Here is a 26124-nt window from a genome sequence, read left to right as displayed (position 1 = left end):
AAAGACACGCCCGGAGTCCAATGCCCCGGGTGTGGTGTCCGTGGCACGACAATGGACGGCATGCATTCGCTGCGGGTCGTCAGGGGCCCGGTCGAGACGATCTTGTGTTGAGCTTCGCGGAAGGGAGAGGTCACATTGGCCCAGGACAGGGACCGGAGTAGGCACGCCGGGCGCGACAACCGAGGTCAGCGACCCCCGCAACGCCAGTCCCGTCCGGCCCAGGGGGGTGTGCCCGGCAACTCCTGGCGGACCCTCGACATCGGTGTCGGCAGCTTCGGACGCCGCGGCGCCGTGGTGCTCATCATCGTCGTCATCCTGGTGCTCGCCCTGCTGCTGCGGCTCGTGTGGGTCCAGTTGATCAAGGGGCCGGAACTCTCGGCGATGGCCAGTGAGCAGCGCACCGCGGTGATCACCGAACCCGCCCACCGTGGAGACATCGTGGACCGCAACGGACAGCGGCTGGCCTACACCATGGAGGCACGCTCACTGTCGGTGAACCCGCACCTGCTGGAGTCCTTCATGCAGGACCGCCACGACCTCGACCCGGAGGGGGTGTCGGAGCCCGAGGAACGCATCAAGGAGATCGCCGACGGTCTGCCCGGTCTGCTGGAGGAGTCGGACGCCCAGTCCGGGGAGTCGGAGTCTGACGAGGCCTCCACCGCCTCGGAGGTGAAGTCCGACGAGATCCTCGACAAGCTCAACTCCGACTCCACCTACGAGGTGCTGGTGCGCGACGTCGACCCGGACGTCGCGGAGAAGGTCAGCGCGGAGTACCCGGAGATCACCGTGGAGCGCCAGGACATCCGTCAGTACCCGAACGGTGCGGTGGGCCAGAACGTCGTCGGCAAGATCAGCCGCGACAACGAGGGCCAGTTCGGCCTGGAGCTCGCCCAGGACTCCCGCCTGCAGGGCACGAACGGCTCGCGCACCGTGGACGTCGGCGCCAACGGTCTGGCGATCCCGGGGTCCACCCGTGACCGTCACCCGGCCGTCGACGGGGACGCCTACGAGCTCACCCTCGACCTGGAGGCGCAGACCTACATCCAGCAGCTCGTGCAGCAGGCCAAGGACAAGTCCGGGGCGGACTCCGCCTCGGCGGTGGTGCTCGACTCGGCCAGTGGCGAGGTCGTCTCGATGGCCACGTCCGACACCATCAACCCGCAGGGCAACATCGACGAGCAGCTGGAGGACGGCAAGGTCTTCGGTAACCGTGTGGTGCAGGACGCCTACGAGCCCGGTTCGGTGGCCAAGGTGATCACCGCCGCGGCGGCGATCGAGGACGGCAAGACCACCCCGGACGAGGTCCTGCAGGTACCGGGCAGTATCGACATGTCCGGTGTCACGGTGAAGGACGCCTGGGACCACGGCGTGGTGCCGTACACGACCACGGGTATCTTCGGTAAGTCCTCCAACGTCGGCACGCTGATGCTGGCCGACCGGGTGGGCGAGGAGAGTTTCTGGGACTACGTGCAGAAGTTCGGCATCGGCCAGGCCACCGACCTGGGCCTGCCGAGTGAGACCAGCGGGTACGTCCCCGACCTCTCCCAGTGGTCGGGCGGCACGTTCGCCAACCTGCCGATCGGCCAGGGCATGTCGATGAGCCTGCTCCAGATGGCCAGCATCTACCAGACCATGGCGAACGACGGTGTGCGGGTGACTCCCAGCATCATCAAGTCCGCCACGGACGCCTCCGGCAACGAGATCCCGCAGGACGAGCCGGAGTCGGTGGAGGTTGTCTCCCCGGAGACGGCACGCAGCGTGGTGGACATGTTCCGCGCGGTCAACCAGTCCGACCCCAGCGGCGTCCAGCAGGGCACCGCTCCCACCGCGGGCATCGAGGGCTACCAGACCAGCGGAAAGACCGGTACCGCCCAGCAGATCGACCCGGAGACGAGGGCCTACTCGAACTCGGACTACTGGATCACCTACGCCGGCATCGCGCCGGCGGACGACCCCCGCTTCGTCGTGGCGATTATGCTCGACGACCCTGAGCGGGGCACCGACGGCAGTGGCGGACAGTCCGCCGCCCCGTTGTTCCGGGACATCACGTCCTGGTTGCTCGACCATTACAATGTGCCGCTCTCCCCGGAGGCCGCACCTCGACTGACGTTGGAGGCGCAGTGAGCGTGAAACCACCCACCCTGTCCGCACTCGCGGAACTGACAGGAGGGCGCCTGGTGGCGCTCGGCGAGAGCGGTGACCCTGGTGACTCCAGTGCTGCCGCCGGTACCGTCGTCGCGGGCGCGGCGATCGACGCGCGCTCGGTGCCGTCCGGCGGCATGTTCATGGCCGTGCCCGGCACCCGGGCGCACGGTGCGTCCTACGCGGACCAGTCCGCAGGCGGGAGCGTGCTCACCGACGAGGCCGGCCTGGAGGTGCTGCGCGCCGACGGCGTGACCACCGACGTGCTGGTGGTCGACGACTGCCGTGCGTGGCTCGGCCCGGTGTCGGCGGAGATCAACGGCCACCCCTCCCGGTCGATGACCGTGATCGGGGTGACCGGAACCAGCGGCAAGACCACGACCTCGTACATGGTCGAGCGCATGCTGCTCGACGACCACAGCGTGGGCCTCATCGGCACCACCGGTACCCGGATCAACGGCACCGCGGTGCCCACCTCGCTGACCACCCCGGAGGCACCGACGCTGCAGGCGTTGTTCGCCCGGATGCGCGACGAGGGCGTGACGCACGTCGTCATGGAGGTGTCCTCGCACGCGCTGGTGATGGGACGGGTGCGCGGTGTCGACTTCGACGTCGCCGCCTTCACCAACCTCAGCCGCGACCACCTGGACTTCCACCCCACGATGCAGGACTACTTCGAGGCGAAGTCCCTGCTGTTCACCACCCCGCAGGATCCCGGCGCCGGGCTGCCGGCGGCGGTGGTCTGCGTGGACGACGAGTGGGGCCGCAGCCTCGCCGGCACGCTCTCGGCGAGCGGCACCTCGCCGGTCACGGTGTCGACCACCGGCGCCCACGGGCAGGACGCCGCGACCTGGTCGGTGTCCTCGGTGGAGGTCGGTACCGACGGTCTGCAGCACGTCACCGCCGTTCACGCTGGTCAGGACGTGACCTTCCCCGTCTCCCTGCCCGGCACCTTCAACGTCGCCAATGCGACGGTGGCGCTGGCCTGCGTGGCGGCCGCCGGCGGCACAGGGGAGTCGGAGGAGACCGTCGCCGCGAAGCTCGGCGACGTCCGCGTCCCGGGCCGCATGCAGTCGGTGACGGTGGAGGCAGACGGTTCGCGTTACCCCGATGACTTCCTCGTCCTGGTGGACTACGCCCACAAGCCGGGTGCCGTCGCCGCGGCCCTGTCCACCCTCGCCGACCAGATCGAGCGGGCCGGCCACGGTGGGCGGGTCGGCGTGGTGCTCGGCGCCGGTGGCAACCGTGACCACGAGAAGCGTCCGCTGATGGGCTCCGAGGCGGCGAAGGTCGCCGACCTGGTCGTCGTCACGGACGACAATCCACGCGACGAGGACCCGGCGACGATCCGTTCCGAGGTCCTCGCCGGGGCCCGCGGGGAGCTCGCGGCCCGTGGCGGAAACACGGGTGTGGACCTCCGTGAGATCGGTGACAGGGCCGACGCGATCAGGGCCTCGGTCGCCTGGGCCCGTCGGGGCGATATCGTCATTGTTGCCGGGAAGGGCCACGAGACCGGGCAGATCGTCGGGGACACCGTCCTCGAGTTCGATGACGTGGCAGTAGTTGCACAAGCACTCAGGGATAGACAGGACGGACAGGAACCGACACGATGATAGAGATGACAAGCGGCACCATCGCCGAGGTCACCGGAGGGCAGCTCGTCGACGGCGCCACCGCGGAGACCGTCGTGACGGGGCCTGTCGAGTTCGACTCCCGTCGGATCACCCCGGGCAGCGTCTTCATGGCGCTGCCGGGCCAGCGCGTCGACGGCCACGACTTCGTCCCCGGTGCCCTGCGCGACGGTGCGGCACTGGTCATGGTCGGACGCCCCGTCGGCGCCCCGTCGTTGCTCTGCACCGACGAGAGCGCCGGTGAGGGGGCGGACTCCGCCCAGCGCAACGCCGCCTACCTGGACAGCGACCCGGACGGGGTCGGGGAGCGCGTGCTCACCGCCGTCGGGCGTCTGGCCCGCTACAACACCGACACCCTCGTCGCCGAGGAAGGCCTCACCGTGGTCGGCGTGACCGGTTCGGCCGGCAAGACCTCCACGAAGGACCTGCTCGGCGCCGTGCTCACCCGTGGCGGTGAGACCGTGGCGCCCCCGGGGAGCTTCAACAACGAGATCGGGCACCCCTACACCGCCCTCAAGGCGGGACGAGACACCCGTTTCCTCGTGGCCGAGATGTCCGCACGCGGCCAGGGGCACATCGCCCACCTGGCGCGTATCGCCCCGCCGCGGGTCGGTGTCGTGCTCAACGTCGGCACCGCCCACCTCGGCGAGTTCGGCTCGCGTGAGGCGATCGCCCGCGCCAAGGGTGAGCTCGTCGAGTCGCTGCCCTCGGCGGCGGACGGCGGCCTGGCCGTGCTCAACGCCGACGACGACTTCGTCTCGGCGATGCGCTCGCGCACCGACGCCCGCATCGTCCGGTTCTCCATGCACGGCAACGAGGCGGACTACAGCGCCTCCGACATCACCCTCGACGAGGTGGCACGTGCTTCGTTCACGATGCACCACCCGCACGGCGAGCCCGTGCAGGTCACCCTGGGCGTCTTCGGCGCCCACCAGGTGTCCAACGCGCTGGCCGCCGCCGCGGTCGGGATGGAGAGCGGCCTGGACGCCGCCACCGTCGCCGGCGCGCTGAACAGCCACGTCGCCGCCAGCGAGAACCGGATGGACGTGCGCACCCGCGCCGACGGCGTCACGGTGATCAACGACACCTACAACGCCAACCCGGACTCCATGCGCGCCGGCGTCGACGCCCTGGCCTACACCGCCACGGGACGTCCCGACGCGCAGAGCTGGGCCGTCCTCGGACAGATGGGTGAACTCGGCGACGGGGCCCGCGAGGAGCACGCCCTGCTCGGAGAGGTGCTGGCACAGCGCCGCATCGGCAATGCCGTCGTCGTCGGCAACGGTGTCAACCAGAACGCGTTGGCCGAGTCCGCGGAGGCCCACGGGGTCTCCGTGCGCCAGGTCGAGAACGCCGACGCCGCGGTGAACTTCCTGGACCTCAACGTCGGTGCCAACGACGTGGTCCTGGTCAAGGCGTCCTACGCCGACGGCCTGTGGAGTGTCGCCGAAGGCCTTTTCGTCGGTGAAGAAGAGAGCAGGTAACCGCAGCCATGACACAGATCATCGTCGCCGCACTCGCGGCGTTCTTCGTCTCGATCTTCCTGACCCCGGTCCTGATCCGGCGGTTCTCCGCCGAGGGCATCGGCCAGGAGATCCGCGAGGAGGGGCTGAAGTCCCACCTGCGTAAGCGCGGTACGCCCACCATGGGCGGTATCGCCATCCTCGCCGGCATCACCGTCGGCTACCTCGCCGCCGTGCTCGTGGGTCTGCTGACCAACGGCACCGGCCCCGGTGTCTCCGGCTGGCTGGTGCTGGGACTGACCCTGGCACTCGGCGGGCTCGGCTTCGCCGACGACTACATCAAGGTCATCAAGGGCCGGAACCTCGGGCTGAACGCCAAGGCCAAGCTCGCCGGCCAGCTGGTCACCGCCCTGATCTTCGGTTTCCTGGTACTGCAGTTCCCCAACGCCGACGGTCTCAAGCCGGCGTCGACGAAGCTGTCGTTCACCCGCGACATCAACACCCTCGACCTCGCCGTGGGCGGTGCTGTCGTGGGCACGATCCTGTTCCTGATCTTCATCTACCTCGTCATCTCGGCGTGGTCGAACGCGGTGAACCTCACCGACGGGCTGGACGGACTGGCCTCGGGCGTGACCGCGATGGTGCTGTCGGCCTACGTGGTCATCACCTTCTGGCAGTTCCGCAACTCCTGCTCCGGCGCCGCCGAGGCCGGCTGCTACGCGGTGCGTGACCCGCTGGACCTGTCGATGCTCGCGGCCGCCGGCCTCGGTGGCTGCGTGGGCTTCCTGTGGTGGAACGCCGCACCGGCGAAGATCTTCATGGGTGACACCGGTTCGCTGGCCCTCGGTGGCCTGGTCGCCGGGCTGTCGATCGCCTCGCGTACCGAACTCCTGATGATCATCGTCGGCCTGCTGTTCGTGATGGAGGCCGCCAGCGTGGTCATCCAGGTGGTGTCCTTCAAGTCCGCGGGTCGCCGTGTGTTCCGCATGGCACCCTTCCACCACCACTTCGAGGCCGGGGGGTGGGCGGAGACCACGGTCACCGTGCGCTTCTGGCTGCTGTCGGCGTTGTTCGCCGTCGTCGGTGTGGCGGTGTTCTACTCGGAGTGGTTGAGCAACTCGCCACTGTAAGATGCATTCAGGACAGGAGAGCGATCACACATGGTGAACCAGACCGTCGAGGCGATACGTAACGGGGACGTCCTCGTGGCCGGTGCCGGCGTGGCCGGTGCCGGTGTCGCCCGCATGCTCGGGTGCCTCGGGCGCCTCGGTGCGCCCGACCGTGCGGTCACGATCGCCGACGACAACGTCGCCGCCGGCGGCCGACTCGCCGAGGAGACCGGTGCCCGCGCCGTCACCGTCGTCGACGCTGTCCAACTGCTTTCCGACGGGGCGTTCGCCCTCGTCATCACCTCGCCGGGGTGGCGTCCGGACGGACCCGTCGCCGTGGCGGCGGGAGAGGCCGGCGTGCCCGTCATCGGCGACGTCGAGGCGGCCTGGCTGGCCGACCGTGCCGGACTGTTCGGCGCGCCGAGGACCTGGCTGGCGGTCACCGGGACGAACGGAAAGACCACGACCACGGCCATGCTGGACGCGATCCTGCGCGCCGACGGACGCAGCTCGCTCGCCGTCGGCAACATCGGCACGCCCCCCGGTGAGGCGCTGCTCGCCGAACCGCGGGTGGACGTGCTGGCCGCGGAGGTCTCCAGCTTCCAGCTCCACTGGGCGCCGGACTTCGCACCGGACGCCGGGTGCGTGCTCAACCTCGCTGAGGACCACCTCGACTGGCACGGCTCCTTCGACAACTACGCCGCGGACAAGATGCGTGCCTTGACCGGTGACGTCGCCGTGGTCGCCGCCGACGACGCCCGCGTGGTCGCCGGTGCTTCGGGCGGCTCCGGTGTCACGGGGGAGCGCCGCGCGTTCACCACCGGGGACCCCGCCGAAGTCGCCGACCCCGCCTCGACGGTCACCGGCGTGCGCGACGGCCGGCTCGTCGAACTCGACACCTCCACGGGTACGCTCACCGACCTGGCGGACACCGAGGGCATCTCGCCTCCCGGGCCCGCCGGGGTGGCCGACGCCGCCGCGGCCGCGGCCCTGTCCCGCAGCATCGGGGTGTCCACCTCCGCGGTGGCCGCGGCGCTGGCGGACTTCCGGGTGCAGGCCCACCGTGGCCAGGTCGTCGCCGAGACCGAGGGCGCGCGCTGGATCGACAACTCCAAGGCCACGAACCCGCACGCCGCCACCGCCGCACTGCGCGGGCTGACGGACGTCGTCTGGGTCGCCGGTGGTCAGCTCAAGGGTGCCGCCGTCGACGAGATGGTCGCCGAGGTGGCCCCGGGCCTGCGCGGCGTGGTGCTGCTCGGCGTGGACCGCGCGGTCCTCGCCGACGCCCTGGCGCTCGCCGCCCCGGACGTGCCGGTGCGGGTGGTCGACGAGACCGACCCGGTCGCGGCGATGAGCGAGGCGGTCGACGCCGCACGCGACCTCGCGGCGTCCTGCCACTCTGCGGTGTCCGTCGTCCTGGCGCCGGCGGCGGCGTCGCTGGACATGTACGACGGGATGTCCCACCGCGGTGACCTCTTCGCCGCGGCGGCACGGAAGGACGGCGAGCCATGAGCGTGAAGGACCAGCCCACCCGCACGGAGTCGCCGTGGCAGGGCATCCGGGAGCGCGGTCGCCGCGTCCTGGCGACCCCGCAGTTCAACTACAAGGTCATCATGAGCGTGACCGCCATCCTCGTGCTCATCGGGCTCACGATGGTGCTCTCCTCCTCGATGGTCACCTCCATCGACAGCGATACCGGCGTCTTCGGCGAGTTCATGAAGCAGGCCGTGGTCGTCGCCGCGGGTCTGGTCGGCATGTGGTTCTTCCTGCGGATCACCCCGTCCACGGTGCGCAACCTGTCGGTGGTCTTCCTCGGGATCTCCGTGGTGCTGCTGATCCTGGTGCTGATCCCCGGCATCGGTGTCGGCGGTACCGAGGTCGGCTCGAACTCGTGGATCCGTTTCGCCGGTGTGGGCATCCAGCCCTCCGAGGTGGCGAAGTTCTCCCTGGCGGTCTGGGGCGCGGCCGTGGTCGCCGCCCGCTCGCGGGTGAGCAACTCCGCCCGCTTCGTGCTGAACCCCTTCTTCGTGGTGGCGGCGGTGATCCTGGGCCTGGTGCTGCTGCAGGACGACCTGGGCATGATGCTCTCGTTGGCAGCCGTGGTCGCCGCGATGCTGTTCTTCGCCGGCGTGAGCACCGTGGCACTGCTGTCCGTGCTGGCGGTGGCGGCGGTGCTCGGCGTGATCTTCAGCCTCCAGCACGCCTTCCGCAGCGCCCGGTTCAGTTCCTGGACCGAGACCTTCACCCTGAGCTTCAACGACGCCACCTCCCGTGGCGCGACGTTCCAGTCCAGGCAGGGCATCCTGTCGCTCTCCGACGGAGGGTTGCTCGGCCAGGGGCTGGGCCAGTCGCGGGCCAAGTGGCTCTACCTTCCCGAGGCGGCGAACGACTTCGTCTTCGCCATCCTCGGTGAGGAGCTCGGCCTGCTCGGCGCAGGCCTGGTCGTCATCCTCTTCGGTGTGCTGGCCTGGTTCGGCATCCGTACCGCCACGGCCCAGACCGACCCCTTCCTGCGGCTGCTGGCCGCGGCGCTGACGATGGGTATCACCGTCCAGGCGTTCTACAACATGGGGTACGTGGTCGGTCTGTTCCCGATGACCGGTGTGCAGCTGCCGTTGATCTCCGCCGGCGGTTCCTCGGCGGTGGTGACCCTGGCCTCACTGGGCCTGCTGGCCAACATCGCCCGGCACGAACCGGCGACGGTGTCGTCGATGCAGCACGAGGGCAGGCCGCTGATCGACCGGATCCTGTTCCTCCCGGAGCCCGAACCGTACCGTCCGGGCCAGGAGCGTCGGGAGCGTGTCCGGGAGCAGCCGAAGCGGTACGGTGAACCGGTGACGCGTCGGCGTCGACCGCCGCCCGGTGAACCGTCCGGAGCAGCCGGCGAGCCGCGCTACCGTGGCGAGCGGGAACCCCTCCCGGAGCCCCGGAGTTCCCGGAGCACCCGAAGTTCCAGAAGCACCAACCACACAAGTCAGCAGTACAACCGCAGGAGGCGTTGAGCCGTGTCCCCCTCTTCCCGTCCGTTGTCCGTCGTCCTCGCGGGCGGCGGGACGGCCGGGCACATCGAACCCGCACTCGCCGTGGGCGACGCCGTCCGGCGCGCCCGTCCGGACGCCCGGGTCACCGCCCTGGGCACCACCCGCGGGCTGGAGACGACCCTGGTCCCGGACCGCGGTTTCGACCTGGAGCTCATACCGGCGGTGCCGGTGCCGAGGAAGGTGAACAAGGACCTGTTCACCCTGCCGTTCCGGCTCGTCGGGGCGTTGCGGCAGACCCGTCGCACGCTGCGCGAGGTGGGTGCGGACGTCGTCGTCGGTTTCGGCGGCTACGTGTCCGCCCCGGCGTACCTGGCGGCGAAGTCGCTGCGTCTGCCCGTGGTGGTGCACGAGGCCAATGCGCGTGCCGGCATGTCCAACAAGCTCGGCGTGCGTCTCGGCGCCCGTGCGTTGGCGGCCTCCGGGGATTCCGGTCTCGGCGGCAAGTCGGGGGAGGCCGAGGTCGTCGGCATCCCGGTGCGTGAGTCCCTGCTGTCGCTGGACCGCGCGGCGTTGCGCGCGCAGGCCCGCGAGTTCTTCGGGCTGGACCCCGAGCGTCCCGTCCTGCTCGTCACCGGAGGCAGCCAGGGGGCGGCGTCGATCAACTCCGCCGTCGCCGCGGCGTCCGGCACCTTCGCCGACGCCGGGATCGACGTCCTGCACGCCTACGGCCGGAAGAACGACGCGCCGGACGTGGCTGCGCACGGTGGCGCGTCGTACGTCGCCGTGCCCTACATCGACCGCATGGACCTCGCCCTCGCGGCGGCGGACATGGTGCTGTGCCGCTCGGGCGCGATGACCGTGGCGGAGATCTCCGCCTGCGGTCTGCCCGCGGTGTACGTGCCGCTGCCGCACGGCAACGGTGAGCAGGAGCTCAACGCCCGCCCCGTCGTCGCCGCCGGTGGCGGGGTGATCGTGCCGGACGCCGAGCTGGACGCCGGACGCGTGGCGCGCGAGGTCGTCCCGCTGCTGCGTGACCGCACCCGGTTGCAGGCCGCCGGCGATGCCGCCGCGGCCGCCGGGCACCGCGACGCGGCGGACCGCATCGCCCAGATCGTGATCAGTGAGGCAGGGGAGAAGAAGTGAGCGACAAGTACAACCTCGGTGACCTCCACCGCGTGCACATGGTCGGCATCGGTGGTGCCGGCATGTCCGGCATCGCCAGGATCCTGCTGGACCGTGGCGTGCAGGTCAGCGGGTCGGACATGAAGGAGTCCCGGGTCGTCCTGGCCCTGCGTGCCGCCGGCGCCGAGGTGGCCGTGGGCCACCGGGCGGAGAACCTCACGCTGGCCGGCGACGGCGTCCTGCCGGACGCGGTCGTCACGTCCTTCGCGGCGATCCCGCAGGACAACCCGGAACTCGTCGCCGCCCGCGAGGCCGGCGTGCCGCTGCTGCGTCGTTCCGACGTGCTGGCCCTGCTCATGGAGGACCGCCGGGCGGTGCTCATGGCCGGCACGCACGGCAAGACCTCGACCACCTCGATGGCCGTCGTGGCCCTGCAGCACGCGGGCATGGACCCGTCGTTCGCCATCGGCGGTCAGCTCAACCGGGCGGGCACCAACGCCCACCACGGGACCGGGGACGTCTTCGTCGCCGAGGCCGACGAGTCCGACGGCTCCTTCCTGTCCTACTCGCCCGAGGTCGCCGTGGTGACCAACGTGGAGCCCGACCACCTCGACTTCTTCGGGACCGAAGAGGCCTACCGGGACGTGTTCGGCAAGTTCGCCGGACGCGTCGTCGCCGGCGGTGCCCTGGTCGTCTGCCTCGACGACGAGGGCAGCGCCCACCTCGGCGAGCAGGTCGTCGCCGGACGCGTCGAGGTGGCCGAGGGGGTGCGCGTGCTGGGTTACGGCACGTCCGACGCCGTGGCCGCGCACCCCTCGGTCCCCGTCGGCGCGGAGATCCTGTCGACCTCGACGCTGCCCGACGGCGGCACGCAGGCGCAGGTCCGGCTCGGTGGTGATTCCGCTGATGTCGCTGAAGTCTCCGTGACCGTGCGTACGCCGGGGCTGCACATGCTGTTCAACGGCGTGGCCTCCCTGCTCGCCGGTGTGCTCGTCGGCGCCTCGGCCGAGGGGATGGCCGCCGGTGTCGCCTCCTTCGACGGGGTGCGTCGCCGGTTCGAGTACCACGGCGCCGTCGGCGGGGTGGAGGTGTACGACGACTACGCCCACCACCCGACCGAGGTGCGCGCGGTGGTCACCGCGGCACGGGAGAAGGTCGTGGCACGCCAGGAGCAGACCGGTGGTGCCGGTCGTGTCGTGGCGGTCTTCCAGCCGCACCTGTACTCCCGGACGCTGGCCTTCGCCGACGAGTTCGCCGAGGCGTTGTCCCTGGCGGACGTGGCGGTGGTCCTCGACATCTTCGGCGCCCGTGAGGAGCCGGTGGAGGGTCTCGACAGCAGGATCATCACCGACCGGATCGACGGGTCCGCCGAGGTGCACTACGAAGCGCACTTCGCCGACGCCCCGGCCCTGGTCGCCGGCCTGGCGACCGACGGGGACGTGGTGCTGACCGTGGGGGCGGGCACCGTCACGATGCTCGCCGACGAGATCCTCCGCGCCCTGGGCGAGGCCTGATCGCCGATGGCAGGCAACAACCGTCGCAACCGCCGCAACCGCAGCAACCGGCGTGACCCGCGGCGTCGCCGCCGTCTGGCCGTCGTCCTGGGCGGGCTCGTCCTGGTCGTCGTCCTGGCGGTGGTGCTCGTCCTCAGTCCGTTGTTGCAGGTGCGCTCCATCGAGGTCGAGGGCACGCAGCGGCTGGCGCCGGAGGACGTGATCTCCGCGGCCGCGTCGGTGGAGGGGCAGAACCTGCTCTTCGCCGACACGGACGAGGCGGCGCGCTCGGTGTCGGCCCTGCCGTGGGTGGAGAAGGTGACCGTGTCGCGCGACTGGCCGTCCTCGGTGCGGGTGCAGGTGACCGAGTTCGAGGCCGTCGGTGTCGTCGAAGGTGACGGTGACGGTCCGCTGGTGATCAACGAGCGCGGCCGGGTCTTCCTGCGCGGCGAGAGCCCGGAGGGGGCCGTGCCGGTACGGGCGTCCGCCGACGACTCCGACGCGCTCACCGCCGCCGGCGAGGCGCTCGCCGCCCTGCCGGCGGAGCTGCGCGACCAGGTCGAGGAACTGGAGGCGTCCTCCGCCGAGGAACTCACCCTGCGCTTCCCGGAGGGCCGTGAGGTCTATTGGGGGTCGGCGGACCGTGCCGAGGAGAAGGCCGAGGCCACCCGGGTGGTCCTCACCCGCGAGGGCGACCGGTGGAACGTCTCCAACCCGGCGATGCCCTCCGTCCGGGAGTGAGAACCCTCAACCCCACATTGAGGGATACGACACGCACGAAAAATGTGCGCGGAAATCACCGCCGTGTCACACACAATTGGTCGCAGAGTTAGCAGCGACAGCACACGGGCAGACACTGGCCGAAACATCGGGAAAGAGAGCGCACACCATGACCCTCTACGACAACCACCTCGCCAAGATCACCGTCGTCGGTGTCGGTGGCGGTGGTGTCAACGCCGTGAACAGGATGATCGACGCGAACCTGCAGGGTGTGGAGTTCGTCGCGATCAACACCGACGCGCAGGCACTCCTGCTCACCGACGCGGACACCAAGCTCGACATCGGCCAGGCCGAGACCCGCGGGCTCGGCGCCGGCGCCAACCCCGAGGTCGGACGCAAGTCCGCCGAGGACCACAAGGAGCAGATCGAGGAGGTCATCGAGGGCTCCGACATGGTCTTCGTGACCTGTGGTGAGGGTGGCGGCACCGGTACCGGCGCCGCCCCGGTCGTCGCCAACATCGCCAAGAAGAAGGGCGCGCTGACCGTCGGTGTGGTCACCCGCCCGTTCACCTTCGAGGGGCAGCGTCGTTCCAAGCAGGCTCTCGAGGGCATCGAGGCCCTGCGCGACGTCTGCGACACGCTCATCGTGATCCCGAACGACAGCCTGCTCAAGATGGGCGACGCGGACCTCCAGCTCATGGACGCCTTCCGCAAGGCCGACGAGGTCCTGCACTCCGGTGTCGAGGGCATCACCCGCCTGATCACCACGCCCGGCGTGATCAACGTCGACTTCGCCGACGTGCGCTCCGTGATGACGGACGCCGGTTCCGCCCTGATGGGCATCGGCAGCTCCCGTGGGGACGACCGTGCCCGCAAGGCCACCGAGCTGGCGATCAACTCGCCGCTGCTGGAGACCACGATGCAGGGCGCCAAGGGTGTGCTGCTGTCCTTCGCCGGTGGTTCCGACCTGGGGCTGTTCGAGGTCAACGAGGCGGCCACGATCGTCCAGGACCTCGCCGACGAGGACGCCAACATCATCTTCGGCACGATCATCGACGACCAGCTCGGCGACGAGGTCCGCGTGACCGTCATCGCCACCGGTTTCGACGACTCGCCGAACGTGGTCGCCCAGCCGCGCCGCGGTCAGCACCGCGCGCCGGAGACCTCCAACAACCAGCAGGCACAGTCGGCACAGCAGTCCCAGCCGGCACAGCGTGCCCAGCAGCCCGCCGCCGAGCAGTCCCAGCCGGGGATCTTCAACGGTGAGGAGGCGCCCGCCGCCCAGCGTCAGCAGGAAGAGTCGACGAGCTTCACCCGCCGTACCCGTTCGGGTGTGCCCGGTTCCTCCGAGCCGGCGAACTCCTCGGGCCTGTTCACCTCGAACGGCGACCGTCGCGACAACCGTGACAGCCGCGATGACGGAGACGACGATCTCGATGTCCCGACCTTCCTCTGAGCCGGTGGAACGTAGCGTCCGCAAGGTCGTCACCGACCGACACGGCGGTGCGTCCACGGGAGACTTCGACTCCTTCAACCTCGCCGGCCATGTCGGCGACGACGAGGCGTCCGTCGCGGCGAACCGTGCCCGGCTCGCCGGGCTGATCGGTGTGCCCGAGTCCCGCATGGTGTACATGGAGCAGATCCACTCGCCGAACGTCACCGTGGTCACCGCGGAGATGCTCGACGAACTGGACGGCGCGCCGGTGGAGTTCACCGACGCCCTGGTGACCGCCGAGCCCGGTGTGGCCCTGGTCGTGCTGACCGCGGACTGCGTGCCGGTGCTGCTGTCCGACGAGGAGGCTGGGGTGGTCGCCGCCGTGCACGCCGGACGCATGGGCGCGCGCAACGGCGTGGTGCCCGCGACGCTGCGGCGCATGGTGGAGCTCGGCGCTGTGCCGGCGCGCATCCACGCCCTGCTCGGTGCCGCGGCCGCCGGTGTGGACTACGAGGTGCCCGAGGAGATGGCCGCCGACGTCGAGGGGCGTCTGCCGGGGTCACGCACGACGACATCACGCGGAACCCCGGGTCTGGACATCCGCGCGGGGATCACCCGTCAACTGCTCGGTGAGGGTGTCCGCTCGGTCGACGCCGACCCGCGCAGCACCGTCTCCGAGGAGAACTTCTTCTCCTACCGGAGGGAGGGGCGCACGGGCCGCCAGGCCTCCGTGATCTGGATTCCCGACGCCTGACCGGACTTCCCGGTAATTTCGACAGTAGACGATCCCCGCACGACACATCCCAGAGAAAGCGAGACAGACCATGGCAGACGGAATCACCGGGAAGGTCAAGGATTTCTTCGGCTTCGGTGACGTTGACAGCTTCGATGACCCCTACTACCGCGACGAGTTCGAGGAGGACCGCGGCGGCTACCGTTCCTCCGGTCGCTACCAGGACCGCGAGGACGACCGTGACCGGGACCGCGACTACGAGCGTCCCGACCGCACGGAGCGTGCCGAGCGCGCCGAGCGTCCTGCGCGGTCCGAGCGCTCCGACTACGACTACCGCGCCCCGCGCACGCCGCGGCGCGCGGAGACCCCGGTGGCCCCTGTGGCCCCGGTGGCCCCTGTGGCCCCGGTGTCGCCGGCGCAGTCGCGTGAGCCGCAGGTCGTGCGTCTCGCACTGAGCTCCTTCCAGCAGGCCGGGGAACTGGCCACGGAGTTCAAGGCGGGGGACATCGTGGTCCTCAACCTCTCTGCGATGGAGAAGTCGGAGGCGAGCCGCGTCCTGGACTTCTCCGTTGGTCTCGCGAAGGGGCTCGACGGTACGCTGAAGAAGCTCGGCGGTATCCGCAACTTCGCGCTGATCCCCGCTTCCGTGACCCTAGACCAGAGCCAGCTCGACCAGCTGGTGGAGGACCAGTAGAACACCGTGGCTGCCACTCTCTATTTCATCGCCCTGCTCCTCCGGCTGTACTGGTTCATCCTCCTGGCGAGGGTGATCATCGAGATGATCCGGTCCTTCTCACGGCAGTGGAGGCCGTCGCGGCGTTTCGCGCTGATCGCCGAGCCGATCTTCGTGTTGACCGACTTCCTGGTCAAGCCGTTGCGTCGCATCATCCCGCCGCTGCGTCTGGGCGGGGTCGCCCTGGACGTGTCGGTCCTGGTGCTGTTCTTCGGCATCTCGATCCTCACCTCCGTGCTGCTGGGTATCGCCAACAGTGTGTGACGCGGGGTGGGGCGTTCTTGCAGGTGGGAAAACGCCTGCTGTATAACTGACCTGAAAGACTACACATGAGGTTGAACCTGAAGCCTCATGACCGTGGTCGCTGATAAGATCGTGACCGACTCACCGTCCGGCCCCACTAGGCTTGGCGGAACACATCGACTGTGAAGGGAACTACCGATGCCGTTGACTCCCGCTGACGTTCATAACGTGGCATTCAGCAAGCCGCCGATCGGCAAGCGTGGCTACAACGAGGACGAGGTTGACCAGTTCCTCGATCTCGTCGAAGACACGCTGGCCGAGCTGCAGGACGAGAACGACGACCTGCGCGGCCAGGCCGGCTCCGGTGCCGCGGCACCGGTCGCCGCCGCCGCTACCGGTTCGTCGGACGACTCGGCGCTGAGCGCCGAGCTGGACGAGGCCCGTGCCCGGGTGTCCGAGCTCGAGGCCGAGCTCGCCAAGGCGCAGGACGCCACGGCCGCCGCCGAGAAGCGCGCGAACGCCGCCGAGGACAAGGCCGCCGCCGCCGACAAGCGCGCCGAGTCGGCGCAGGCCCAGGCTGCCCAGTCCGCCAGTTCCGCACAGTCCAACCAGGCTCCGGCCGCCGCCCAGGCCCAGGCCCCGGTGGACACCGCCACGGCCGCCGGTACCGCCAACGCGGACACCCACATGCAGGCCGCCCGCGTGCTGAGCATGGCCCAGGAGATGGCGGACCGTCTCACCGGCGACGCCAAGACCGAGTCGCAGGGCATGCTGGACGACGCCCGCAACGAGGCCAACCGCACCCTCGAGGACGCCAACACGAAGGCGAGCTCGCAGCTCTCCGACGCGCAGAAGCGTTCCGAGAAGCAGCTGGCCGACGCCGACCAGCAGGCCCGCAAGTCGGTGGCCGAGGCGCAGCAGAAGGCTGACACCCTCGTCGCCGACGCGACGCAGAAGTCCGAGACCCTGATCTCGGACGCCACGGCACAGTCCGAGGCGCAGGTCCGCGCGGCGCAGGAGAAGGCCGACGCGCTGCAGAAGGACGCGGAGCGCAAGCACACCGAGATCATGACCACGGTGAAGAAGCAGCAGTCCGCGCTGGAGAGCCGCATCGAGGAGCTTCGTACCTACGAGCGGGAGTACCGTACCCGCCTGAAGACCTTCCTCGAGTCGCAGCTGGAGGAGCTCAACAGCCGCAGCACCGCGGCCCCGAACTCCAACATCGACTTCGGCGAGAAGTAAGGCCCTTCCCGGGTCTGACGACGACGGACGAGGACGGACGGCAACCGAGATGCTCGCACTGTCCCTGCTGATGTCCCTCCTGGGGTTCCTGGCTCTGCTGGTGGCCCTGTACGTGGGATCCACGTTCTGGGCGTGGGTTTGCATCGGGGTCGCCGTCGTCGGCCTGGCCGTCTTCGTGGTGGACCTGATTCTCCGCCGCAGACAGTGACACGTATACTTCATTGATGACCGGCCCCGCACCGCCGTGCGGGGCCTTTCATTCGCACTGATCCGGCCATCACCGGGGAGCGATCCGGAAGAAAGGCGTTCAACCACCCCGGTTGCGCCGAGTAGAGCCGGACGTGGTCGCGGCACGTCACAGCCGTAGGAACAAGTGGGATTCCCCGGTCCGGCGGTGTCGTCGGGGAGCCCAAGCGGGGTGGTACCGCGTGGTCCGGTCGTTGTGCCGGGCTCTCGTCCCCGCGGACCGTGAGAAGCACACCAACTTACGAGGAGTCCGCGATGAGCACCCCCGCAGGCGGAGCGTACCCGCACACCGACATGTCGGACGGCACCAGTTCCTTCCCCACGATGGAGGAGAACGTCCTGGACTACTGGGGTCGGGACGACACCTTCCAGGCGTCCCTCGACAACCGTGAGGGCGCCCCCGAGTACATCTTCTACGACGGCCCCCCGTTCGCCAACGGTCTGCCGCACTACGGTCACCTGCTGACCGGCTACGTCAAGGACATCGTCCCGCGCTACAAGACGATGCGCGGCTACCGCGTGCCGCGGGTGTTCGGCTGGGACACCCACGGCCTTCCGGCGGAGCTGGAGGCGGAGAAGCAGCTCGGCATCACCGACAAGGGCGACATCCAGAAGATGGGCCTGGCGAAGTTCAACGAGTACTGCGCGACGTCGGTGCTGCGCTACGCCGACGAGTGGAAGGACTACGTCACCCGGCAGGCCCGGTGGGTGGACTTCGACAACGGCTACAAGACCATGGACATCACCTACATGGAGTCGGTGATCTGGGCGTTCAAGGACCTCTACGACAAGGGCCTGATCTACCAGGGCTTCCGGGTGCTGCCGTACTCGTGGGCCGAGCACACCCCGCTGTCGAACCAGGAGACCCGCCTGGACGACTCCTACAAGATGCGTCAGGACCCCACGCTCACGGTGACCTTCCCGGTCACCGGTGCGCAGCCGGGCACCGCCGCGGTGGAGACGCTGGCCGCCAACCCGGCGCTCGCCGAGGCGTCCGCCCTGGCCTGGACGACGACCCCGTGGACGCTGCCGTCGAACCTCGCGCTGGCGGTCAACCCGTCGGTGTCCTACGTGCTGGTCACCGCCGCGCAGGACGGCGCGGACGCGATCGCCGGACGCAGCGTCCTGCTTGCGAAGGACCTGGCGGGTGCCTACGCCGCGGAGCTCGGCGAGGACTCCGAGGTCGTCGCGGAGTTCACCGGCGCGCAGCTGGTGGGGCTGACCTACGAGCCGGTCTTCGGCTACTTCGCCGACCGTGCGGAGCTGGGGGAGAAGCGTGCCTTCCGGATCCTGGCGGCGGACTACGTCACCACCGAGGACGGTACCGGTGTGGTCCACCAGGCGCCGGCCTTCGGTGAGGACGACATGCTGACCTGCAACGCCGAGGGCATCGACACGGTGGTCCCGGTGGACATGGACGGCAAGTTCACCTCGCTGGTGCCGGACTACGAGGGCCAGCTGGTCTTCGACGCCAACAAGGACATCATCAAGGACCTCAAGGCCGCCGGCCGGGTGGTGCGCCACCAGACCATCGAGCACTCCTACCCGCACTCCTGGCGCTCCGGTGAGCCGCTGATTTACATGGCGCTGCCGAGCTGGTTCGTGTCCGTGTCGTCCTTCCGTGACCGGATGGTGGAGCTCAACCACGAGCAGATCGAGTGGATCCCGGACCACATCCGCGACGGGCAGTTCGGCAAGTGGCTGGAGGGCGCGCGGGACTGGAACATCTCGCGCTCGCGCTACTGGGGCTCACCGATCCCGGTGTGGGTGTCCGACGACGACGCCTACCCGCGCACCGACGTCTACGGCTCCCTGGACGAGCTGGAGGCGGACTTCGGGGTGCGTCCCGAGTCGCTGCACCGCCCGTACATCGACGAGCTGACCCGCCCGAACCCCGACGACCCGACGGGCCGCTCCACGATGCGCCGCGTGCCGGACGTGCTGGACGTGTGGTTCGACTCCGGGTCGATGCCGTTCGCGCAGGTGCACTACCCGTTCGAGAACAAGGAGTGGTTCGACTCCCACTCGCCGGCGGACTTCATCGTGGAGTACATCGGCCAGACCCGTGGCTGGTTCTACCTGCTGCACGTGCTCTCGACGGCGCTGTTCGACCGTCCGGCGTTCACGAAGGTCGTCTCGCACGGCATCGTGCTCGGCGACGACGGACTGAAGATGTCCAAGTCGAAGGGCAACTACCCGGACGTCAACGAGGTGTTCGACCGTGACGGTTCGGACGCGATGCGCTGGTTCCTGATGAGCTCGCCGATCCTGCGCGGCGGCAACCTGATCGTCACCGAGCAGGGTATCCGTGAGGGTGTTCGTCAGGCGATGCTGCCGATGTGGAACGCCTACTCGTTCCTGCGGCTGTACGCGCACAACCCGGCGCAGTACGACACCTCCTCGTCGAACGTCCTGGACCGCTACATCCTGGCCAAGCTGCACGACACGGTCGAGGCGGTCACCGGTTCGCTGGACGCCACCGACATCGCTGCGGCGACCGACGAGATCCGTCAGTTCTGCGATGCGCTGACCAACTGGTACGTGCGTCGTTCGCGTGACCGGTTCTGGGCCGGCGACTCCGGCGAGGACGGCCACCCGGAGGCCTTCAACACGCTCTACACCGTGTTGGAGACGCTGTGCCGGATCGCCGCCCCGCTGCTGCCGATGACCACGGAGGTCATCTGGCGGGGTCTGACCGGTGAGCGGTCGGTGCACCTGACCGACTGGCCGTCGGCGGACGAACTGCCGGCGGACGCGGACCTGGTGGCCTCGATGGACGCCGTGCGCGGGGTCTGCTCGGCGGCGTCGTCGTTGCGCAAGTCGCACAAGCTGCGCAACCGCCTGCCCCTGCCGGGGCTGACCGTGGCCCTGCCGGAGTCCGCTGCGTTGGCGGACTTCTCGTCGATCATCCGCGACGAGGTCAACGTCAAGGAAATCTCCTTGACCGACGATGTGTCTTCCGTGGGTCGTTTCGAGGTCGTCGTCAACGCACGTGTGGCCGGCCCGCGCCTGGGCAAGAACGTCCAGACCGTGATCAAGGCCGTGAAGACCGGCAACTACACGGTCGCCGAGGACGGCACGGTCACCGCCGACGGCATCGAGCTGGTCGACGGTGAGTTCAGCCGCAAGCTGGTGGCGGTCGACCCGGACAACACCACGGAGATCCCGGGCGGCGACGGCCTGGTCGTCCTGGACACCGCCGTCACCCCCGAGCTGGAGGCCGAGGGCTGGGCCGCTGACCGCGTCCGTGGTGTGCAGGACGCACGCAAGGCGTCCGGCTTCGACGTCTCCGACCGGATCACGCTGACGCTGTCGGTGCCGGCGGACAAGCGGGAGTGGGCCGACCGGCACGCCGACGCGATCGCCGGCGAGGTGCTCGCGACCTCCGTGACCGTGGTCGTCGACGAGACGCTGAGTCACGACGTGGGCGACGGGGTCACCGCCGAGGTGGCGAAGGTGTAGTCCCGCCGCGTCGTCGACCTGCCCCGGACGGTTCGCCGTCCGGGGTTTTCGACGTCTCCGCCCCGAGACCTTGACACTCGAACACACCATCGATAATGTGTTTGCTATCGAGAGCGGTTCCATGAATCTGAGGGGAAAGACATGGTGCAGGACGGTACGGGACTGAGCGTCATCGAACGTGATTACGAGGAGCTGTGCTTCGACTGCGACGTCGAGTACGTGGAGGAGAACCTCGACGAACCCTGCTGGGCGGTCAGCGCGCAGGAGGTGATGTTCAACGCCAAGCGCGACATCAACGTCCTGGAGCTCGACATCGCCCGTGAGGCGGCACCGTCGCCGGGTATGGAGGTCTCCCGCCACGTCCGGAAGCTGTCAGTGGGGTTGGGGGTGTCGAAGGGTAAGGCCCTTGCATACTGCGACATCGGGACGATGCTGACCAGGATGCACGGGGTCGGCCTGCTGCTGAAGAACGGCGCGTTCTCCTTCGACCACCTGCGCGCGCTCGCGGATTCCGTCGCCGCCGTGGACGACGGGCACCTCGAGGAGGTCGAGCGTTCCGTGATGGGTGTGCTCACCCCGACGGTTCCGCGGCAGGCGGTACCCGGGGTGGTCACCCTGCGCCGTCTCGTCCAGGAGGTCGTCGCGGAGATCCAGCCCTCGGCGCGACCACTCGACCCGGAGGGCCACGGTGAGGTTCCGCCGCCGCAGTGCCAGCTCGACTTCTCGGTCGACACCCGTGCGGACGCGGCGACGGTCTTCCACGTCACCGTGCCCACCGACGAGGGCATCGGCGCCATCCGCATCATCGACGCCGTCGCCGCGGCCCGCGACTGCACCCGCGCCCAGGCCTTCATCGACCTGGTGCACGGTCGGGCGGGGGACGTGTCGGTGACGTTGAACTGCTACCGCAACCTGGACAGCGGCACGATGCACCTGGAGAGCACGTGGTTGCACGAGGTCGCCACGGACCGCTGGATGGAGCGGGTCACCGAGCTGTGCGTCGCCGGGCACAGCGAGGTCTCCGGCTACACGCCCTCGGCCCACCAGCGCGCCACGGACGCCGGGCGGGACGGCACGTGCCGGTTCCCCGGGTGCGACCGGCCCGCCGCGGAGTCGCAGATCGACCACGTGAGCCGCTGGACCGGTGACGAGGAGGACGGGGGAAAGTCCGCGTCCTGGGCGATGCACTCGCTGTGTCCGGGGTGCCACAGCCTCAAGACCCGCGGACTCTACGACGTGACCCTGAACCCGGACGGCTCGGACTGGTGGACCAGCGTGGAGGACGGCCACGTGTACGTGACCACCCCGACCGGCCCGTTGGCCGAGGCGGTCCTGGACTTCGACACTCGTCTGCACCGCAAGGTCCGAACCCTGGCGGCGCACAACGAGGCCAGGCTTCGTCGGATCGGCGAGGTCGTCGAGGCTGCCCGCGTCGCGGCTCAGGAGGTGCCTTTTTGACGGTGCTGGCGGTCCCCGGAACTAGACTCGGGGACATGAACTCCACGCAGCGATGGGTGGTCCACCTCGACATGGACGCGTTCTTCGCCTCCGTGGAGCAGTTGACCCGTCCGACGCTCGCCGGACGCCCCGTCCTCGTCGGCGGTGCCTCCGGCCGGGGCGTCGTGGCCGGTGCGTCCTATGAGTCGCGGGTGTACGGGGCCCGGTCGGCCATGCCGATGCAGCAGGCCGTGCGCCTGTGCCGCGGCAAGGCCGTGGTCGTGTCCCCGCGCTTCAGCGTGTACTCCACCGTCTCCGCCCAGGTCTTCGAGCTCCTCGGGCGCGAGGAGGACACCGTCGAGCAGCTCAGCGTGGACGAGGGGTTCGTGGAGCCGGAGTCGCTGGTCGGGCTGGACGCCGCGGAGGTCGAACGGTGGGCCCGCGTTCTGCAGGAGCGTGTCGACGCCGAGATCGGCCTGCCCTGCTCGATCGGTGTGGCCACCACGAAGCTGGACGCGAAGATGGCCTCCGACCTCGCCAAGCCGCACGGGGTGACGGTGGTGGGTGCCGATCGTCGCGGGGAGGTCTTCGGCCCCCGTCCGGTCGGGGAGTTGTGGGGTATCGGCCCGGTGGCCCAGGGCAAGCTGGCCGACGTCGGCGTCACCACCATCGGCGCATTCACCGCGATGGACGACGTGGACGTCAAGGGCCTGCTCGGCTCGGTGGGTCTGCAGGTCCTCGGCTACGCCCGTGGTGCGGACACCCGCCCGGTGGCACCGCGGGCGCGGTCGAAGCAGGTGTCCGCGGAGCGCACCCTGGAGGTCGACGCGGTGACCACGGTGGAGGTCGACCCGGTGCTGGTGCTGGCGGCCACCGCGGCGCGTCGTCGACTGCTCGGGGACGGTCGGGCGGCCCGTACGGTGACGGTGAAGACCCGGACCGCAGACTTCAAGGCCCACACGCGCTCGACCACGCTGGTCACCCCGACCGACGACCTCGACGAGATCCTCGCCGCGGCCCGCTCGGTGGTCCCGCGGCCCGAGGTGTCCGGCGCGGTGCGGCTGGTGGGGGTGAGCCTGTCCGGGCTGACGGAGGAACTCCAGGCCGTGCTTTTCCCGGAGCCCGGCATGGTCGCCGTGGAACCGGAGACCGAGACAGAGACCGAGCCGGCGCCCGAACCCGAGCCGGAACCTGAGGCCACCGTCACCTCCTGGCGTCCCTCTGCGGACGTGCACCACCCCGAGTTCGGCCACGGTTGGGTGCAGGGCACGGGCGCGGGGGTGGTGAGCGTGCGTTTCGAGACCCGCTCCACCGGGCCGGGCAGGGCGCGCACCTTCGCCGTCGACGACCCGGAGCTCAGTGCGGCGGACCCGCTGGACAGTCTCCGTTAGTCAGCCGGCACGGCGGACGGCCAGTTCGCACAGCAGTTCCATGCGCGCCTGCGCGGCGGTGAGTTCTCCGCCGGAGCGCACCCCGGCACGGGCGAGGGAGCGTCCTCCGCCGGCGCCGCCGTAGACCAGCTGCACCCCGCCGGACGCCACACGGCTGGCGACGACGACGGGGACGCCGGCCTCGACGGCCCGGTGGGCACCGTCGGCGAGCACCCCGATGTTGCCGGACCCGAAGGCCTGCACGACCACGCCGTGCGCCCCGGCGGACACCGCGGCGTCGATCGCGGCGGGGTCGGCGCCCTGGCAGGCGGACACGATGTCCACGCGCAGCCCGGCCAGCGGGGCCGGGGGAGCGGACGGGTCGGCCGGACGGGTGGGGCGGGTGATGCCGGCCGGGGTGTCGAAGGCGGCGTCGGCGGTGGTGTGCACTTTGCGCACACCGTAGGCGGGCGAGGTCCGCCCGCCGAGCACCACGGCGGGATGCAGGACGCGGCGCGCCGCCTCGATCGCGTCGCGCAGGTTGCCCGGGCCGTCCGGCGCCGGGTCGTCGGCGGGACGTTGCGCGCCGGTGAGCACCACCGGCCCGCCGATGAGCCGGTCGACGGCCATGGCGGTCTCCTCCATCGAGTCGGTGCCGTGGGTGACCACGACCGGCCCGCTGCGGCGCGCCCCGTGGATGTGGGTGAGCAGGACGTCGAGGTCGGCGAGGCCCATCGTGGAGGAGTCGAGGTGCAGGACGTCACGGGCGTCTCGCACGGCGGCAGCGACGGCGGCGGAGTCCGTTGCGTCGGCCAGGAGGTCGGCGATGGTCCTGGTGGGGACGAGGTCACCGCGGTCGTCGCGCGCGCAGGCGATGGTGCCGCCGGTGGCTAGCACGGTGGGGGCGAGGGTGGTCTGGTCGGTCACGGATTACAAGGCTACCGTCCCATCGGCGGTAGACTCGCTTCATTCGCCGTACATCCACGACTCGAAGGAGCGTCGTCACAGTGAGCATCACGTCCACTCTGAACCCCCTGAAGCGACCCCGCGCACTCGCCGCCGTCATCGCCCTCACCGCCGGCCTGTCGGTCACCGCCTGTTCCTCGGACGACTCCGACGACGGCTCGTCGGACACCACCGCGGCCCAGACCACCGAAACCACCCCGCTGCCCGACGCGCAGGAGCTCGGCGACATCCTCGCCCGCGCCGTGGACCCGGGTGTCCCGGCGGAGGAGAAGGCCGACACCGTGGAGAACGGTGAGGAGGCCGTGGACCTCTTCGACGTGATGATGCAGTCACAGCAGGAGTCCGGCGCAACCTTCGAGGTCGTTGACCCGATCCTCCCCGGCAACACCCCGCAGGAGGTCATGGCGACCATGAACCTCATCCAGCCGGACGCCGAGCCGGTGCGGATGGACGGCGTGAAGTTCGTCAACGACAACGGCCAGTGGAAGCTGTCCCAGGAATGGGCCTGCACGCTGGTCAGCAACGTCGCCCCCGACCAGGTCCCCGACAGCTGCGCCCCCTTCCTCGAGGAGGCCCCCGACCCCGCCGCCGAGCAGGACGCCCCGGCGGAGGATCCCGCCGCCGAGCCCGCCGCCTAGGCCGGCTCCCAGCTGGACCTCGTCCGCGAGGTCTGCACCACGGTGACCGGCGAGTCCGTCTCACCGTAGGTCACGCTCGTCGACGTCTCGATCACGCCGGAGACCGGCACGGGACGTCGCAGATCCACCGTGATGTTGCCGGTGGACTCACTGTCGGAGCCCACCACCTTCAGGTCGGAGCCCGACATCTGCTGCACCGAGGGTGTGCGCTCCACGTCGACGTCGAGCTCGATGCGTGAGCCCTCCCGCGACACCAGGGTGTAGGTCACCCCCTGGCGCATGGAGATCCCCAGGTTCGGGTCGTCGACCTGGCCGGTGACCGTCCAGCGGGCACCGGTGCCCAGGTCGTCGGCGGGGAATACCACCGGCACGTCCGTCATCTGGGTGAAGGAGCGCTCCACGTTCGACCGCGCCGCGTCCGAGGCGCCCTCGGGCGCGGTGAAGCCGCGCGTGGTGACGCGTCCGTCCTGGTTGTAGTTCTGGTTCATCGTGAACCCCTCGGCGGTGGAGAGGTCCTCGTTGCCGTCGGTGTTGTCGCCCGACGGGCTCCCGGCGACGACCTCGGCCTCCAGCTCGTCACCGTCGGTGGCGGTGGACACGGTGACCGGGACCTCCATGGTGACGTCCTCGTACGGCAGGTCGTCCTCGCTGGTCTCGTCGGAGTCACCACCCTCGATGCTCTGCCCCCACCCCTGGGTCGCCTTGTAGACGGTCTCGGTCTCCGTGTCGTCGCTGAACCACACCAGGGGCTCGCGCGGGGCGTCACCGGTGTCGTCGACGGTGACGGAGACCCCGGACACCGGGGCGTCCACCGGCTCCTCGGGCGACGCGGCGTCGTCGGAGGAGCATGCGGTGAGGACCGATCCCGCCAGCAGGGTGGTCGTCACGGTGGTCAACAGGGTCGGCAGGAGTCGTTGGGTGCGCACGTGGGTCAGCGTACCAACTGGCGGCCGGGCAA

General features: G+C 69.9%; 21 protein-coding genes. 19 read left to right on the top strand and 2 right to left on the bottom strand.

Annotation, left to right across the window (positions count from 1 at the left end):
• Window positions 1–228 precede the first annotated feature (228 nt).
• The 18 genes from ACT3UN_RS07085 (at window position 229) to ACT3UN_RS07000 (ending at window position 23583) form a co-directional block, all read left to right on the top strand.
• Entirely contained in the window at window positions 229–2124 is a 1896-nt protein-coding gene (locus tag ACT3UN_RS07085; protein ID WP_301441986.1) for a peptidoglycan D,D-transpeptidase FtsI family protein, read from the top strand.
• On the top strand, window positions 2121–3755 hold the full coding sequence (locus tag ACT3UN_RS07080; RefSeq protein WP_444656805.1) for a UDP-N-acetylmuramoyl-L-alanyl-D-glutamate--2,6-diaminopimelate ligase: 1635 nt from the start codon (window positions 2121–2123) through the stop codon (window positions 3753–3755). Before ACT3UN_RS07085 ends, ACT3UN_RS07080 begins: the two co-directional genes overlap by 4 nt.
• On the top strand, window positions 3752–5257 hold the full coding sequence (locus tag ACT3UN_RS07075) for a UDP-N-acetylmuramoyl-tripeptide--D-alanyl-D-alanine ligase (RefSeq protein ID WP_301441984.1): 1506 nt from the start codon (window positions 3752–3754) through the stop codon (window positions 5255–5257). Before ACT3UN_RS07080 ends, ACT3UN_RS07075 begins: the two co-directional genes overlap by 4 nt.
• An 8-nt stretch (window positions 5258–5265) precedes the next feature.
• On the top strand, window positions 5266–6366 hold the full coding sequence (mraY, locus tag ACT3UN_RS07070; protein ID WP_444656804.1) for a phospho-N-acetylmuramoyl-pentapeptide-transferase: 1101 nt from the start codon (window positions 5266–5268) through the stop codon (window positions 6364–6366).
• A 30-nt stretch (window positions 6367–6396) separates the two neighbouring features.
• Window positions 6397–7857, top strand: coding sequence for a UDP-N-acetylmuramoyl-L-alanine--D-glutamate ligase (gene murD / locus ACT3UN_RS07065; protein WP_301441982.1), 1461 nt, complete (start codon window positions 6397–6399; stop codon window positions 7855–7857).
• Window positions 7854–9347, top strand: coding sequence for a peptidoglycan glycosyltransferase FtsW (locus ACT3UN_RS07060; RefSeq protein WP_301441981.1), 1494 nt, complete (start codon window positions 7854–7856; stop codon window positions 9345–9347). Before murD ends, ACT3UN_RS07060 begins: the two co-directional genes overlap by 4 nt.
• A 3-nt stretch (window positions 9348–9350) precedes the next feature.
• Complete coding sequence (gene murG / locus ACT3UN_RS07055) at window positions 9351–10469, top strand: undecaprenyldiphospho-muramoylpentapeptide beta-N-acetylglucosaminyltransferase (protein WP_301441980.1); 1119 nt, start codon at window positions 9351–9353, stop codon at window positions 10467–10469.
• A 38-nt stretch (window positions 10470–10507) separates the two neighbouring features.
• Window positions 10508–11962: a UDP-N-acetylmuramate--L-alanine ligase gene (gene murC, locus ACT3UN_RS07050; RefSeq protein WP_444656828.1), complete on the top strand. Its 1455-nt coding sequence runs from the start codon at window positions 10508–10510 to the stop codon at window positions 11960–11962.
• A 6-nt stretch (window positions 11963–11968) separates the two neighbouring features.
• Window positions 11969–12682, top strand: coding sequence for a cell division protein FtsQ/DivIB (locus tag ACT3UN_RS07045; RefSeq protein ID WP_301441979.1), 714 nt, complete (start codon window positions 11969–11971; stop codon window positions 12680–12682).
• Window positions 12683–12830: 148 nt separating this feature from the next.
• Window positions 12831–14117, top strand: coding sequence for a cell division protein FtsZ (gene ftsZ / locus ACT3UN_RS07040; protein WP_301441978.1), 1287 nt, complete (start codon window positions 12831–12833; stop codon window positions 14115–14117).
• Window positions 14098–14850, top strand: coding sequence for a peptidoglycan editing factor PgeF (pgeF, locus tag ACT3UN_RS07035; protein WP_301441977.1), 753 nt, complete (start codon window positions 14098–14100; stop codon window positions 14848–14850). The genes ftsZ and pgeF overlap by 20 nt, the downstream gene beginning before the upstream one ends.
• A 70-nt stretch (window positions 14851–14920) precedes the next feature.
• Window positions 14921–15523, top strand: coding sequence for a cell division protein SepF (gene sepF / locus ACT3UN_RS07030; RefSeq protein ID WP_444656803.1), 603 nt, complete (start codon window positions 14921–14923; stop codon window positions 15521–15523).
• A 6-nt stretch (window positions 15524–15529) separates the two neighbouring features.
• The gene (locus ACT3UN_RS07025; protein ID WP_301441975.1) at window positions 15530–15826 is read left to right on the top strand and encodes a YggT family protein; all 297 of its coding nucleotides are present in this window, start codon (window positions 15530–15532) and stop codon (window positions 15824–15826) included.
• 177 nt (window positions 15827–16003) lie between these two features.
• Window positions 16004–17047, top strand: coding sequence for a DivIVA domain-containing protein (locus tag ACT3UN_RS07020; protein WP_441582047.1), 1044 nt, complete (start codon window positions 16004–16006; stop codon window positions 17045–17047).
• Between the two features lie 49 nt (window positions 17048–17096).
• Window positions 17097–17255: a hypothetical protein gene (locus tag ACT3UN_RS07015; RefSeq protein WP_301441973.1), complete on the top strand. Its 159-nt coding sequence runs from the start codon at window positions 17097–17099 to the stop codon at window positions 17253–17255.
• 293 nt (window positions 17256–17548) lie between these two features.
• The gene (gene ileS, locus ACT3UN_RS07010) at window positions 17549–20755 is read left to right on the top strand and encodes an isoleucine--tRNA ligase (protein WP_301441972.1); all 3207 of its coding nucleotides are present in this window, start codon (window positions 17549–17551) and stop codon (window positions 20753–20755) included.
• 141 nt (window positions 20756–20896) lie between these two features.
• A complete protein-coding gene (locus tag ACT3UN_RS07005; protein ID WP_444656802.1) occupies window positions 20897–22213 on the top strand; it encodes an HNH endonuclease signature motif containing protein in 1317 nt (438 codons plus the stop codon).
• A 35-nt stretch (window positions 22214–22248) separates the two neighbouring features.
• Window positions 22249–23583, top strand: a complete 1335-nt coding sequence (locus ACT3UN_RS07000) for a DNA polymerase IV (RefSeq protein ID WP_444656801.1) — start codon at window positions 22249–22251, stop codon at window positions 23581–23583.
• Here ACT3UN_RS07000 and ACT3UN_RS06995 read toward each other — a convergent pair whose 3' ends face one another.
• The gene (locus ACT3UN_RS06995) at window positions 23584–24489 is read right to left on the bottom strand and encodes an asparaginase (RefSeq protein ID WP_441582049.1); all 906 of its coding nucleotides are present in this window, start codon (window positions 24487–24489) and stop codon (window positions 23584–23586) included.
• Window positions 24490–24569: 80 nt separating this feature from the next.
• Here ACT3UN_RS06995 and ACT3UN_RS06990 point away from each other — a divergent pair, with 80 nt between their 5' ends.
• A complete protein-coding gene (locus tag ACT3UN_RS06990) occupies window positions 24570–25166 on the top strand; it encodes a hypothetical protein (protein ID WP_441579163.1) in 597 nt (198 codons plus the stop codon).
• Here the strand turns inward: ACT3UN_RS06990 and ACT3UN_RS06985 are convergent.
• Window positions 25163–26092: a hypothetical protein gene (locus ACT3UN_RS06985; RefSeq protein WP_441579164.1), complete on the bottom strand. Its 930-nt coding sequence runs from the start codon at window positions 26090–26092 to the stop codon at window positions 25163–25165. The two genes, ACT3UN_RS06990 and ACT3UN_RS06985, sit on opposite strands and share 4 nt — an antisense overlap.
• Between the last annotated feature and the right edge of the window lie 32 nt (window positions 26093–26124).

It is taken from the genome of Corynebacterium sp. AOP12-C2-36, from assembly GCF_052379185.1.
Taxonomy (GTDB): Bacteria; Actinomycetota; Actinomycetes; order Mycobacteriales; family Mycobacteriaceae; genus Corynebacterium.
The sequence above is the reverse complement of the archived record's forward strand: the minus strand, read 5'-3'. Positions and strand labels throughout refer to the sequence as shown.